Origin of the sequence: Halomonas alkaliantarctica, from assembly GCF_029854215.1 — a bacterium.
Classification (GTDB): domain Bacteria; phylum Pseudomonadota; class Gammaproteobacteria; order Pseudomonadales; family Halomonadaceae; genus Vreelandella; species Vreelandella alkaliantarctica_A.
Map to the genome: position 1 here is coordinate 1,037,500 of NZ_CP122961.1, position 13,628 is coordinate 1,051,127.

At 55.2% G+C, this 13,628-nt stretch carries 14 protein-coding genes; 7 read left to right on the forward strand and 7 right to left on the reverse strand.

The features are described from left to right. Window positions 1-258: 258 nt before the first annotated feature. Window positions 259-1,182 carry a LysR family transcriptional regulator gene (locus QEN58_RS04585; protein ID WP_280105981.1) on the forward strand — a complete coding sequence of 308 codons (924 nt, stop codon included), beginning with the start codon at window positions 259-261 and terminating at the stop codon, window positions 1,180-1,182. Between the two features lie 90 nt (window positions 1,183-1,272). Beyond that, the gene (locus tag QEN58_RS04590; RefSeq protein WP_280105982.1) at window positions 1,273-2,265 is read left to right on the forward strand and encodes a glutathione S-transferase family protein; all 993 of its coding nucleotides are present in this window, start codon (window positions 1,273-1,275) and stop codon (window positions 2,263-2,265) included. A 115-nt stretch (window positions 2,266-2,380) separates the two neighbouring features. Here the strand turns inward: QEN58_RS04590 and QEN58_RS04595 are convergent, their stop codons facing one another. Next, the gene (locus QEN58_RS04595; protein WP_280105983.1) at window positions 2,381-2,869 is read right to left on the reverse strand and encodes a PRC-barrel domain-containing protein; all 489 of its coding nucleotides are present in this window, start codon (window positions 2,867-2,869) and stop codon (window positions 2,381-2,383) included. A gap of 151 nt (window positions 2,870-3,020) precedes the next feature. Next, a complete protein-coding gene (locus tag QEN58_RS04600) occupies window positions 3,021-3,218 on the reverse strand; it encodes a CsbD family protein (RefSeq protein WP_027959898.1) in 198 nt (65 codons plus the stop codon). A gap of 228 nt (window positions 3,219-3,446) precedes the next feature. Between QEN58_RS04600 and QEN58_RS04605 the strand changes: the two genes are divergently transcribed. From QEN58_RS04605 to nfi, 3 genes are all read left to right on the forward strand, one after another. Then, window positions 3,447-3,635, forward strand: a complete 189-nt coding sequence (locus tag QEN58_RS04605; RefSeq protein ID WP_280105984.1) for a hypothetical protein — start codon at window positions 3,447-3,449, stop codon at window positions 3,633-3,635. Between the two features lie 91 nt (window positions 3,636-3,726). Then, entirely contained in the window at window positions 3,727-5,442 is a 1,716-nt protein-coding gene (locus tag QEN58_RS04610) for a DEAD/DEAH box helicase (protein ID WP_280105985.1), read from the forward strand. A gap of 145 nt (window positions 5,443-5,587) precedes the next feature. After that, window positions 5,588-6,274 (forward strand): deoxyribonuclease V, encoded by a 687-nt coding sequence (gene nfi, locus QEN58_RS04615; protein ID WP_280105986.1) that lies wholly within the window; start codon window positions 5,588-5,590, stop codon window positions 6,272-6,274. Between the two features lie 30 nt (window positions 6,275-6,304). On the opposite strand, the gene QEN58_RS04620 is transcribed toward nfi, so the two are convergent. Continuing rightward, a complete protein-coding gene (locus QEN58_RS04620) occupies window positions 6,305-7,021 on the reverse strand; it encodes a glutamine amidotransferase (RefSeq protein ID WP_280105987.1) in 717 nt (238 codons plus the stop codon). Window positions 7,022-7,157: 136 nt separating this feature from the next. On the opposite strand from QEN58_RS04620, the gene tpx reads away from it, so the two are divergent. Then, window positions 7,158-7,658 (forward strand): thiol peroxidase, encoded by a 501-nt coding sequence (gene tpx / locus QEN58_RS04625; RefSeq protein ID WP_280105988.1) that lies wholly within the window; start codon window positions 7,158-7,160, stop codon window positions 7,656-7,658. Here the strand turns inward: tpx and QEN58_RS04630 are convergent. Together QEN58_RS04630 and QEN58_RS04635 are read right to left on the reverse strand one after the other, a co-directional pair. Beyond that, window positions 7,641-8,330, reverse strand: coding sequence for a gamma-glutamyl-gamma-aminobutyrate hydrolase family protein (locus QEN58_RS04630; RefSeq protein ID WP_280105989.1), 690 nt, complete (start codon window positions 8,328-8,330; stop codon window positions 7,641-7,643). The two genes, tpx and QEN58_RS04630, sit on opposite strands and share 18 nt — an antisense overlap. Before the next feature lie 61 nt (window positions 8,331-8,391). Next, complete coding sequence (locus QEN58_RS04635) at window positions 8,392-9,402, reverse strand: amidoligase family protein (protein WP_280105990.1); 1,011 nt, start codon at window positions 9,400-9,402, stop codon at window positions 8,392-8,394. Window positions 9,403-9,545: 143 nt separating this feature from the next. On the opposite strand from QEN58_RS04635, the gene QEN58_RS04640 reads away from it, so the two are divergent. Further along, window positions 9,546-12,080 carry a mechanosensitive ion channel domain-containing protein gene (locus tag QEN58_RS04640; protein WP_280105991.1) on the forward strand — a complete coding sequence of 845 codons (2,535 nt, stop codon included), beginning with the start codon at window positions 9,546-9,548 and terminating at the stop codon, window positions 12,078-12,080. Here the strand turns inward: QEN58_RS04640 and QEN58_RS04645 are convergent. Both QEN58_RS04645 and QEN58_RS04650 read right to left on the reverse strand, forming a co-directional pair. Beyond that, window positions 11,997-12,428, reverse strand: a complete 432-nt coding sequence (locus tag QEN58_RS04645) for a hypothetical protein (protein WP_280105992.1) — start codon at window positions 12,426-12,428, stop codon at window positions 11,997-11,999. The genes QEN58_RS04640 and QEN58_RS04645 overlap by 84 nt on opposite strands. A gap of 76 nt (window positions 12,429-12,504) precedes the next feature. Beyond that, window positions 12,505-13,521, reverse strand: a complete 1,017-nt coding sequence (locus QEN58_RS04650; RefSeq protein ID WP_280105993.1) for a J domain-containing protein — start codon at window positions 13,519-13,521, stop codon at window positions 12,505-12,507. Window positions 13,522-13,628: the final 107 nt, after the last annotated feature.

Consider the following 13,628-nt stretch of genomic DNA (forward strand, 5'->3'; position numbering starts at 1 on the left):
ATGTAATCAATAAAGAAAGCTAACTAAATAACCTGAGTTAAACATGGACAAAAATTAACTTTTTTAAGGTCGAAATATAATAAATGTGGAGCGTTAGGTTGCTCGCCAAGCACAGAACACTTTTTTGCCTGCTGTTAGCGGCCATTTTCAGTTCTTTTACAAGCATAAGCGGAAGTGTTGGCTGTTTCCTGGCATTCTAGCCATGTTTTTTCGAATATTAAGCGCATTGTTTCGCTGTATTGCGTTGAGGAAATCGAAATGTCCCGGGTAACACTTTCACAATGGCAAATGTTGGCTGCCGTGGTTGACCACGGTGGATTTGCGCGTGCGGCAGAAGCTGTACATAAAAGCCCTTCCACGCTAAATCATGCCGTGCATAAGTTAGAAGAGCAATTAGGCGTCCAGGTGCTAGAGCCTATTGGTCGACAAGTGCGGTTAACTGAAGCTGGCGAGCTGCTGCTTCGGCGCGCACGGCAGTTAATAGAGAGCGCGGCGTCACTTGAAGATGTCGCCACCCGGCTAGCTGCTGGTTTAGAAGCGGAAGTAGTGGTAGCGATCGATCAGGTGTTCCCTGCTGCAGCTCAAGCCAAAGCGTTAGAACGCTTCTCGGAAACGTATCCCCAGGTGCGCGTTCAGTTACACGAGAGTGTGCTCAATGGCGGCATTGAAATGCTCTACGATGGCCGCGCAGACTTGGTGGTTTCCGGCATTGAGGCACAGGGTTTCTTGGGCGAACCGTTGGTAAACGTGCGTTTTGTTGCGGTGGCACATCCCCATCATGCGCTGCATCAGTTGGGTCGCTCGTTGGATCTGCGCGATTTGGCCCAGCATCGTCAGTTGGTGGTGCGTGATTCAGCGCTGCGACAATCAACCAACGCTGGCTGGTTAAAAGCTGAGCAGCGCTGGACCGTCAGCCATCTTAATACCTCACTGGATATGCTAAGGCGAGGCCTGGGCTTTGCCTGGATGCCGGAGACACGTATTACAGAGGAGTTAAACAGCGGACAATTAAAGCCGCTGCCGCTCCCCGCGGGCGGTATTCGTGAAGTGCCGATTCAGATGATTTTTCGCGACCGGGATCGGGCAGGGCCTGCGGCCCACGCAATGGCCGCTGCACTGAAACAGGCCGTGGTAAGCGAATGTGCGCTGCATGATTCGACTTACTCGAATGAAAGGCTGTAAAACATCCGCTTGAGCCTCCCTCAAGCGGGCGTATGCTGAAAAAAGTAACGCGATAGTTAAGAACTCAAAAGACTTTTCAGGAGACGCCCCGTGGGACTACTTGTAAACGGCGAATGGCAAGATCAGTGGTATGACACCAAAAAACACGGCGGTGAGTTTGTCCGTGAATCCGCTCAGTTACGCGACTGGGTGGGTGACCAGCCAGAAACAGACGGTGACTGCTACCCAGCGGAAAAAGAGCGTTACCATTTATATGTCTCCCTCGCCTGCCCCTGGGCGCATCGCACGCTGATTATGCGCAAACTGAAAGGGCTGGAGCCGTTGATCGGCACGTCCCATGTTAGCCCCTTAATGCTCGACCAAGGCTGGACGTACCGCCAGGAAGAAGGAGCCAGTGGCGACCCCATTAATGGCGTCGACTTTCATCACCAGCTGTATACCATGACCGACCCAAACTATACCGGTCGAGTGACCGTGCCTGTGTTATGGGACAAACAGCGCAGCGCCATCATTAATAATGAATCCGCGGATCTGCTGCGCATGTTTAACCATGCGTTTGATGAGTTGACCGGCAACGACTTGGATTTTTACCCAGAAGACCTGCGTGGCGTCATTGATGACGTAAACGCCGATGTTTACGACCATATCAATAACGGTGTTTATAAATCAGGCTTTGCCACCGAGCAGGCGGTCTATGAGAAGCACGTAAAGGCACTTTTTGACGCCCTAGAGCGCATGGAAGCGCGTTTGGCCGAACATCGTTACCTAGCCGGGGAGTGGTTAACCGAAGCAGATATTCGTCTGTTTACGACGCTGATTCGTTTTGATGCGGTTTACTACGGCCATTTCAAATGCAATTTTAAGCGAATTGAGGATTATCCTAACCTTGCCAATTACGTGAGGGAAATCTATCAGTGGCCAGGGGTGGCAGAGACCGTCAATATGGATCACATCAAACGCCACTACTATTATAGCCACGACACGATTAACCCTACGCGTATCGTGCCTGCCGGGCCGTTGCTCGAGTTTGATCAGCCTCATGACCGGGAGCGTTTAACGGGCAAAGGTGTGCGGTGTAAATAGAGATGTGGCGTAACCAGTTTGCGTACCGCCATGCGGTTCCCATCAAAAAGGGCCACCCCAATGGGGCGGCCCTTTTTTCTGACGTTACGTTTCGGCAAAACGCAGCGAGTAGACGTTAACCATTATCATCGATATCTAACGCTTCACGGGTACGCTGCCAAGCGCTTTCAGCCCCTTCTTGGGTCGTTTCCCAGGCATCGCGAGCGTTAGCTTTGGTCTGCTCCCACCACTCGTTATTATAAGCAGGGAAGGCTTCTACTTCTTCCTGGCTGGCTTCGACCATTATGCGATGTTCTGTGTCACCATCGGCTTCCGTTTCGGTTTCGAGGGTGAAGTAATCGGTATCAACAACGATCTCGCGACCGCCTAAGCCAAGTACTGAACCACTTTCGATCACAATCGCGGTAATACGCATCTCTTCATCAAACAGGATGTCGTCAACATCGCCAATCTCTTCACCGGAACCACCGGCAAAATAGACTTCTGCATCGAGAATATCATCGGCAGAATACATGCCCTGAGGCTCGTTGGACGCATGTGCACCCATAGCAAAACTTCCCAGTAGGGCAGTACCGATCGCGGTTGTCAGGATTGTCTTACGCATAGCATCTCTCCATGTGGCTACGATAGATAGTAAGTCGATATGGCTGCAGGTATTGAAGGGGTAACGTGACAAGAACCTTCGATACATTATGTTGCTAAGAAACCGACCTACCAAAACGGAAATGGTGTAATTAGAGGGTGCAGTAAGAGTATTACTGTTTATCAGCCCAGTCGTCTGCTTGGCGCTCTGCTTCTTCGCGCTCAAGACCGTACTTCTGCTGAAGCTTGCCCACCAGTTGATCTTTCTTACCGCCGATCTGATCCAGTTCGTCGTCAGTCAGCTCGCCCCAGCTAGAACGGGCTTTACCCTTCATCTCTTTCCATTTGCCTTCAATTTGATCCCAGTTCATTGCATCGCTCCTTGAGAATAGTGAACTTAATTAGGCATTTCATAGGTTAGACCATATTTGCATGAGTGCAAGTACTTGATCCAATGTGGTGTAAGTTAAAAGTGCTGGTAAGAGGTGAAATGCAGTGGTAGGATGCGTCCTCCTCGCATGTGTTGACCCCTCCATCATGACGATAAGCGTCCTCCTACGTAGTTATTCGTAGTAGCGCTTGCGGGAACATCTCGCCATTTGCTAGATGTTCATTGCTGTGAAGATGGCGCGCCTCCAGTATTTCACCACACGGGTGAAATCGGCGCAGAAGGTCGCCACAACGATTGGCCCGCTAACGCGGTGTTTGCCAACCGGATGCTAGGTGCGACCGGCGTCTCCGACTCCATTGATGGCTTTGACCGCTACGGCGGTGCCTGTTATCGATAACGACCATACTTTATGTCGTTATGCGCTGACTGAGTCAGAGACGCTTATGATGTTTTTTGCCGGTGCTTACCGGCCTACCAAGGTGTGATTAATGACCTCGACTTCTGTCGCCTCGCCGAGCTTCGGCGATCTGGCTCTTTTGCCTGCCGTTCTGTCTGCTGTTGAATCACAGGGCTACCTAGTTCCCTCGCCGATTCAAGCGCAAACCATCCCTGCGCTGCTTGAAGGCCGCGATATGCTGGGCCAGGCCCAGACGGGTACCGGCAAAACTGCAGCGTTTGCATTACCGTTACTGTCACGTTTAGAACTGACTCGCCGCGAGCCGCAAGTGTTGGTGATGGCGCCAACCCGCGAATTGGCTCAGCAGGTAGCTGCCTCGTTTAGTAAGTATGGCCAAAACCTCAAAGGTCTCGAAGTGGCGACCCTATGTGGTGGCCAAGAGTACCGTGAACAGCTGGGCGCCCTTAAGCGTGGCGCGCAGGTGGTTGTTGGTACCCCAGGCCGGATTATCGACCACCTGGACCGCGGTAGCCTGAAGCTTGATGGCCTCTCCGCCTTAGTGCTGGACGAAGCTGATGAAATGCTGCGCATGGGCTTTATCGACGACGTAAAACGCGTGGTTGCCGATACCCCGAAAGATGCTCAGCGTGTGTTCTTCTCGGCGACACTGCCGACGGAAATTGAGCGCATCGTTAACCGTTACTTGGTTAACCCTGTGAAAGTTGCGATTGAGTCGGGCACCACGACCGGCGAAAACATCGAACAGCGCATTGTCCGCGTTGACGGTGGCGCTAAGCTTGAAGCGCTTTCGCGCATTCTTGAAGTCGAGCCGGTTGATGGGGCCATCGTCTTTGTGCGTACCCGTGCAGCTTGTACCACGCTCGTTGAGCAGTTGACTGCTCGTGGCGTTAACGCCGCTGGCCTATCGGGTGATCTTGATCAGAGCCTGCGTGAGCGCACTATTACACGCTTGAAGCGCGGCAAAGTCGACGTGCTGATCGCTACCGATGTAGCTGCCCGTGGTCTTGACGTGTCGCGCATCACTCACGTTATCAACTACGATCTGCCTCAGGATGCAGAAGCTTACACGCACCGTATCGGTCGTACCGGTCGTGCGGGTCGTAGCGGTATCGCGATTACCTTCGCCGGTTTCCGTGAAGGCCGCAAAGTCGGCTGGATGGAGCAGGCGACTGGTCAGAAAATGACCGAAATGCCACTGCCTGACGAAAGTGCTATTCGCGCCCACCGCGATGAAGTCTTCCATGAGCGTGTTATCGCCTCCTTAACCAAAGGCGCAGAAGAGCAGCGTGCTTTGATTGAGCGCCTGATCGAAGAAGGCCATGATCCGATCGAGCTGACCTGTGCGTTTGCCGCGATGGCCCGCGCTGACGAAGCGCCGATCGGTCGCCTACAAGCGCCGCGCAAAGAGAAGCCCACGCGCGATGGCGCCTCTGGCGGTAAGCCGGGTGCTCGTCGCGAACGCACTGGCGCGCCGACTGAAGGCATGACGCGCTACCGCGTATCGGTTGGTCATAAAGATGGCGTCAAGCCTGGCCAACTAGTCGGTGCTCTCGCTAACGAAGGCGGCATTGAAGGCGCGCGTATCGGTCGTATCGATATTCGCAACGCTTTCTCTGTGGTCGAATTGCCGAGCGGCTTGCCCTCGACGATTCTGACCAAGATGGCCCGTGCTCGTGTAGCCGGTCGCCCGCTGGAAATCAGCGAAGACAGCGCACCGGCAGAGCGCGCTCCGCGCCGTCGTCGTGACGAAGGCGATGCGCCGGTTCGTCGTCGCGAACGCGCCTAAGCCTTCAACAACGTAAGGATTAATCAGCTGCCGCCAAGCGGCAGCTGAGAAGATCTCAACGCCCCCGCACCTTTACTGGTGCGGGGGCGTTTTTTTGCTACCTTATTCATCATTCTCAGGATTGTTTACGTTCAGGGAGGAAGCCATGACCGTACCGCTACACGAATGGAATTTGGCTCCGCGAGAGGCGAGGATACTGCAGTCGCGGATGGCAAAGCGCTTAGAGCTTACTGATCGTCTAGCGCCGATAATGCATATCGCCGGGGTGGATATTGGCTTCGAAGAGGGCGGTGAAATAACCCGGGCAGCGGTGGTGGTATTGAAATGGGATCCTGCCACCGCACCCGATTTCAGGGTGGTAGAGCAGGTGGTTCATCGTGAGCCCACCCGCATGCCGTATATTCCCGGGTTGCTTTCGTTTCGAGAAATTCCCGCTGCGCTGGGGGCATTTGAAAAACTCAGCGTGATACCTGAGCTGGTGATGGTCGATGGCCAGGGGATTGCACACCCGCGCCGATTAGGCGTGGCGGCTCACTTAGGATTATGGCTGGATTTGCCCACCATCGGTATTGCCAAGTCACGCCTATATGGCCAGCACGAGGAGGTGGGCGAGCAGCGTGGCGACTGGGTGCCGCTCTACGCAGGGCAGGAAACCATAGGTGCCGTTTTGCGCTCCCGCACCAAGGTCAAACCCGTGTACGTATCACCTGGGCACCGAATCACTTTAGAAACTTCGCTGACCTGGGTGTTGCGCTGCTTAGGGCGTACCAAACTGCCTGAGCCTACACGGCTGGCGGATCGATTGGCTTCGCGGCGCGATCAGCTGAGGTAGTCGGCGTTTGCAAAGCGCTTTTGCTAAGGGCTATACAAACGCCAAAAAGCGCCGCAGCAGGCTGGAGGCTTCTTGACAGTCAGCAATGTTCGCCAGCAGGGTGTCGGGCTCTTCGCCCTGGTCGCGTAGAGCGGCGCGTTGGCGTTCAAGGTAGGCACGCATCACTGGCGCCGTAAACTCGGGGTGAAACTGTACGCTCCACTGGCGCGGCCCGTACCGCAGCGCCTGGTGGGCGTCGTGGCTGTTATGGGCTAACACCGTGCAATCAAGAGGCGCTTGCATCACCGACTGGGCATGGGTCAGGTGAGCGGCAAAGCTCGCCGGCAGCTGGCTAAACAGGGGGTCTTGCTGACCTGCTTGGGTTAGCCGCACGGTGCGTGTGCCTGATTCACGGCCCGCGGGATGGTAGTCGCTCACGCCACCAAACGCGGCGGCCATTAACTGGTGGCCATAGCAAACGCCAAGCATCGGCGTGTCGTTAGCCAGTGCCTCTTGCAGCCACGGTTTAAGCGCTTCGCTCCAGGGTTCGGCTTCGCTGACCATACTGTGTGAGCCAGTAATCACAATGCCTGCCACTGCATCAAGGTCAGGGGCAATGGGTTGGCGGGGTGCATCCCATACCTGTAGCTCCAAATGTGCTGGCAGGGCAGTGCTAAGTTGCTTTATAAATAGCGTTTCAAAATCACCGTGTTGGTCGACAACTTCCGGAAAAGCGTCGCCGGTTTTAACGATCAATACACAGGCCATATGGCTCTCTCTGTATGATGAAATGCAAACGTTGAACAAAGGTCTTTCAGGAAGCGCGTAAAGGCGTGAAGATAGCCTACCATGGCTTCTTAAATGGTAAGAATGCATTAATTATTAACGTCATAAGGAGTAGATAATGCAACAGATTACCCGTGCAGGCGAACCGCTGGATGTGGCTGGTACACTGCCTGCAAAAGGGCAGGCGGCACCTGCGATGACGCTGACCAACACCGATCTGCAAGACGTAACGCTTGATACGTATGCAGGCAAGCGTAAAGTGCTCAATATCATTCCCAGTGTGGATACACCCACCTGCGCTATGTCTACGCGTCGCTTTAACGAGCTGGCGTCTAACCTTGCGGACACCGTGGTATTGGTCGTTTCAGCGGATTTACCCTTTGCGGCAAAACGCTTTTGTGGCGCGGAAGGACTGGATAACGTCGAAACGCTATCTACTTTCCGTCATCCCGAGTTTCGCGAAGCCTGGGGCGTGGCGCTGTGCAACAACCCAATGGAAGGCCTATGCGCCCGTGCCGTAGTGGTACTGGATGCCGATAACCGCGTGCTGCATAGCGAGCTGGTAAGCGAGCTGAAAAACGAGCCTGATTACGAGGCTGCCTTAGCGGTTTTGAACTGATTTTCTAGCGTGACGTTGTGAAGCCGCCACCAGGGCGCGAATCAAGCGCTGCTGGGGGCGGTTGAAAATTAGCCACTCTGGGTGCCACTGCACGCCAATCAAAAAGTCGTGCTCCCGCGATTCAATGCCCTGCACCAAACCATCCCTGTCGCGGGCGACGATTTCAATGCCTCTGCCCGTCTGATAAACAGCTTGGTGATGCAGGCTATTAACTCGGCACCAGGTGACCCCTAGCAGGCGATGCAGCTTGCTTGCTCCTACTATATCAACGGTTTTGCGCGGTAGTACGGTGCGGCGCCGTTTTATCCCTTCATGGGTGGTGTAGATATCCGGGTCCAGAGTGCCGCCAAGATGTACGTTGATTAATTGTGCCCCCCGGCAAATACCCAGCACCGGTGTATGCAGCGGTATAAAACGTTCAAGTAGGGCCAGTTCCAGCTCATCCCGTGCAGGGTCAAGTCGTACATCCAACTGGACTTCGCCACCGTAAAGGTGGGCCTGAATATCGTCGCCGCCGCCAATAATTAAACCATCAAGACTTTCCGGCTGTGGCCGAGAAGGCGATAGCCGCAGCGGTTTTCCGCCGTGCCGCCAGACGGCAAACCAATCAAACCACCATGCCAGGTGGCTTTTTTGGTCAGAGGTAGTAATTCCGATAAGCGGCCGAGTCATGCGGATAGTTACTCACTGTGACAGGAAATGAAAAAATGCAAAACGAGGTGCGGTAAAAACGCTAGCGCTTACGACGAAGCCAACGAAACAGTTTCTCTTTTATGCGGATCAGCATCGGTCGGTTATGGTCGGCGATATACTCAGCGCAACGAGCGAGCAAAACCTCAGAATTGGCGGCAAGTTTCTCAACTTCCACCCAGCGATTCCACTCGGTCACAGAGCCCCACCCTGGCTGCGAAAGCTGGGCGTTAGGTAGGCGATAGTGAAAGGTAGGGCGCGGCTTGGTAAGTTGGGTATGCAGCAATTCATTGGGGTGGTCGGGGCGCAGGTAGGCAAATAACGGTAGCAAATCCAGCTCGCGGTTGCGCGTCGGGTTGTGGTGCAGGTAGTCGTCAATTAGCGTGTCAAGGTCAGGCTTATAGCGGCTATCCAGTACTTTTAGCGCGTAGGCTTTGTGAAATGGATTGGCATGGGGCAGCATCTCGCGGGTAATATCGACTTTGATTTCGTCACGCAACCAGCCAGCCAGCAGTAGGTAAGCGCGCAGCATAGCGAGTAAGTAGTCAACGTCGAAACGCTCCACTTCAGGGTTTAGGTGTAAACCAAACCCATACAGCAGGCTGGCATCGGTGCCCTTGGCGCCGTGTTCACGCAGAGCCTCGAACAGCGCGTCTAAATCTTCCAGTTCATTCCAAGGTATCGGAGGGCAAACGATTTCAGTAGGCACCAGGCCGGTGACCATATCACCAATCAATTCGCGGGTTTTTTGATGAAACTCGACCCGCCGCTGGTGCTGATGGCGCGCCCATTCGCTGTCTTCAGCGTGAGGGTCGTCGACCAGTGATTTGTCGGGATGTGCATACTGGGTGTCGAGCTCGATACCAAATTCACCCCAACGGGTATCTTCTACTAGTAGCCGATGGGGGCTTACCACGTTAAGCTCCCCGCCAAACAGCTCACGTACGATCATCGCTGTGTCTCGGGGCGGCAGGCCAGCGAATTCAATTTCGACGCCAACTTGCCGGATTTCCCCGTGGCTGTTTATGCGCTTAGGTGGAGCTTGTAGCGTCATCTCGGCATCCTTGAGGTGAACGTTTAAGTCTCCAGCCTATCATAGTCACGCATTGAGACTGAGCGTATTACTGGGTTCAGTAAGCCATAGCGGCGGCACACGATAAGCAAGGCGCCATCAACGCTAATTTTCAGGAGTAGGGCGTGCGACAGCACTGGTTAATCAATTCGGTAATAGGCTTTTGCTTTTATGTGTTGGCAGGCCTAGCCGTGACAAGCATGGCAATAACCCAGGCCCAGGCGCAAACGGTGTCGCTGCCCGGGCTGAGCAGCGGTTCCGAAGAGCAAACGGCCGATGTTAGCAACGAAGAGTTTCAGAATTCGCTAACCGACGTCATCACGATGCTCGAAAATGAAGAGCGGCGCACCGAACTGCTCAAATCGCTACGCGAGCTGCAGGTCGCTGCAGATGCGGCCGGTGAGGATGAGGGTGTGGTGCACCAAGGGCTGCTGGGTGCGCTCGCCGACACCTTGAGCGACCTTGGCGATCAGGCCCAATCGGGAGACTCACCGGTTGATCAGTGGTCACGCCAGCTCGTTCAAGGTGCGGAGGATTTGCGCGCGCTTAACGATGATGCGGACCAGGGTGAGGCGATGCGAGCCGTTGTTGAAGGAACCGTGCTCGCCCTGTTATGGATCGTGCTGCTGGTGATGATGATTGCCTTTGGGCGCATGCTGGCAACCCGGCGTGAGTGGCCACTGGATCTGCCCCGGGATCCGAAGGGCTGGTTGTTAGCAGTGCACTTTTTACGCCGCATGCTGCCTTGGGCGCTGTCGTTTGCCATTACCTTAGGGATCGGTCAGGTGCTGCCCGATAGCCCTGGGCGAACGCTGGTGCTGGTGGTGGCCTATATCTGTTTATGTGGCCGCGCGCTCTCAGTAGTGTTTGAGACGGTCATCGCGTTCTTTAGCCGTGGCCACCGTTTTACCGCGGTTCAACTGCTTCAGCAGCACGCCCTTCGCGGCCTGTTTGTAATCGGGGCCTTGATTGCGCTGGGTGATGCGGTCAACTCCTCGCGTCTAGTTGAAATGCTGGGTAGCGAACTGTCGAGCCTTGTCTCTGTTCTCTCCAATATGCTTGCGGCGTTACTCGCAGCGCGATTTATTCTTAAATTCAAGCGTCCCGTGCGCCACCTGATTTGCAATCGGCCATACAAGCAGCGCCGGGATGCGAATACGGCCGTTGAGATGATTCGCTCTTTGGGGGGGCTATGGCACATACCCGCGCTACTGCTGGTGAGTGGTTCGCTGCTGGCAATTTTTATCACCGTCGGCGATGTGGGGACTGCCCTGGCTCGCTCGATTATTTCCGCTAGCCTGTTGGTGCTAACGCTGGTGGTCACTGGGCTGTTGCGCAGGCAGTCTGAGCGGATGGGCAAGCGTCGTCATCGACACCGCCAAAGCCAGTACCGTAAACGGTTAGAGCGCTTCGGCTTTGTGTTGGCACATATTTGTTCGTGGATGGTGTTTGCTGAGCTCTCGATGCAGGTGTGGGGCAGTTCGTTCTTTGGGCTAGGCCAGCAGGCCGTGGCCAGCGCGCGGATTGGCCAAGCGCTGGTGAGCCTGGGTGCCACCGTGCTCCTGGCGTGGCTAGTCTGGATATTTGCCGATACCGCCATTCAGCGGGCGCTGACGTCGTCGGCGCGCTCGCGGGGGCGGCGGGTCAATCAGGCCCGGGCGCAAACCATCACGCCAATGATCCGCAACGTCATCTTCGTCACCATTCTAATTATTGCCGTTATCGCCGGGTTGGCTAATTTGGGTGTCAACGTGACACCGCTGCTGGCCGGTGCCGGTGTGATCGGTTTGGCGATTGGTTTTGGTGCCCAAACACTGGTGCAGGATTTAATTACCGGTATCTTTATTTTGATCGAAGATTCCCTGGCGGTTGATGACTTCGTACAGATCAATAGCCATACCGGTACCGTTGAAGGTCTGACGTTGCGTACGGTGCGGCTGCGCGATTTGGACGGAATTGTGCATATCATCACCTTCAGCCGGATTGAATCGATTCATAATATGTCGCGCCAGTTCGGCATCGCGCTGATGCGTATCCGCATTCCCTTCGATATGAAAATTGACGATGCCATTACGCTGATGCAGGAGACCGCCCAGGAGCTGCGCCGCGACCCGATGATGCGCCACTACATCTGGTCGCCGCTGGAAATGCAGGGCATCCAGGGCTTTGAAGATGGCTGCCCTATTTTACGCATGCGCTTTCGCACCGCGCCGGAGATGCAGTGGGATGTCTCGCGGGCGTTTAACCTGTTGCTGAAGCAGCGTATGGAAGCTCAAGAGATTGACCTGGGCGTGCCGCGTCTTAGTGTCAGTATGGAAGCGCGTGCCGAAGACCGCATGGAGGCCACTGCGGGCACTTCATTCTCTTTAGAAGAGGGCTCGCAAGAACAAACCGTGCAAGAAAATGGCTCTTCTAAGAATGAGCAGGGCAAGGGAGAGTCGACGCAAGCCGGTGAATCACCCCCCGAAGATCATAAGAAACCTGCACCGCCGAAGCCCGCACCACGCCCGACAAAAGCCGAGATTCGCCAGGATGAGCAGACGCGCAAGCATGATAAGACGTCTAATCGTGCAGCATCACATCGGCAAAAGCCCCAGGCACAGGGCAAGCCCCAGGGCGATACCTATACCAGCACCGGCGGCGAATACGGCGATGAGTAGCCATGGCCCGCGTAAACGACGCCAGCGGTTATACAGCGAGACCGCGTGGCTAACGCGGTCGACCAGTTCGTCGTGACGGGAAATGATGTGATCCGGCGGTAGCGAAAAGTCGTTGGCGACATCGCCCTGCCAGTGGGCGCCGTGGCTGAGTCCCAGACGCGCTCGTAGTTTGCCGATATCGCTTACGGTGACGTGCAGCGTGTCGTAGGCTTCGCGGCGTTCGGCAACCGTGAACACCGCCTCGGCATCCTGACGTAGCGCGCTATGCTGGCAGCTAGCAACGGCTTGGCTTATTTCTTGTTCATTGGCCTCGGGGGAAACCGCGAGGCGCTGGTACAAATCGCGCATAGGGGGCTATTGTTTCTCTTGGGACCTGATTCTCGTGTGCCAGTGCATAGTGCAAAACCTTTAGCGTTGCATGGTCTTAGTAAGTTTGCATCAAATAATCATAGGCGTTTTTAATACGCTGAAATCGCGCTGAAGCCAAGGCGACCTGCTGTTCGCTTTCCGAATAGAAGCGGTCTGGATGGTGGAGCTGCGCCATCCGCCGATAAGCGTGGCGAACCTCTATCCGGGTGGCGCCTGGGGTGAGGCCCAGCACCGAAAGCGCACGCGTGGTGCGGTCGGGTGGTGGCGGTGAGGGTCTCTGTTGGCGATTGCCTTGCTCTTGTTGGCGATAGTCTTGCTGGCGAGAGCGGCGTTGTTCGCGCTCGGCCTGTTCACGCTGCTGTTGCTGCCTTTGCCGTTCCTGCTCCTGTTGGCGTGTCCGTTCACGCTGGCGCTGCTGTTCCTGGTCTCGCGCCTGGCGGGCCTGTTCCTGGCGCTGCTGCTTCTCCTGCTGTTTTTGCTGCTTCTGTTGGTGGCGCTGTTCTTTCTTTTGTTGCTGTTGTTCGGCCCGTGCGTTGGCCTGTTGGTGTTGCTGCTCAGCGGCTTCAGCCTCGCGTACTTTGCGAGCATGGTAATCTGGATCGTGAGTTTGCCAGTAGGCATCGCGGCTAGGATCTTCGGGGTTGCCAAGCGGGGTGCCGGTGAGTTCTTTAAACAGGGTGTTTAAAGTCATCGGTGTAACGCTGAGTAGATCGGCCAAAAAACGCAAAATATAGTGGTTGGCTAGCGACAGCTCGCCGTCATCGGTGGCGACGGTTATCGCTTGATGAATAACGCTAAGGCTGCGCTCAGTGCCGCACTCTTTGCGAATCACCTCGGCGGCTAATTGGATCGCTTGCAGGTCTTGGCTATGGGCAATACTCATCACCGGACCCAGCTCATGCCCGTGGCGAAACTGCGCTGTTACCTGGGCCAAACGGCGCCGCCGCTGACCTTCCGATACGTGTTGGCGGTGCACCAGCACCCAGGCCAACAGCAGCAGGGTTGCCGTATCCACTTGGCTGCGGCTCTTTAATAGCAGCAGCTCAAAGGGTGAAAAACGGGCAATGGACATTTCCTAGCTCCACAGATGAAGAGGTGAACAGAGGGCGGTGGCTTTATGCGGCACCCTGATCATTTTAGCCATGGTATATCATCACGTTAGGCAAAGGAGTAGGAGAT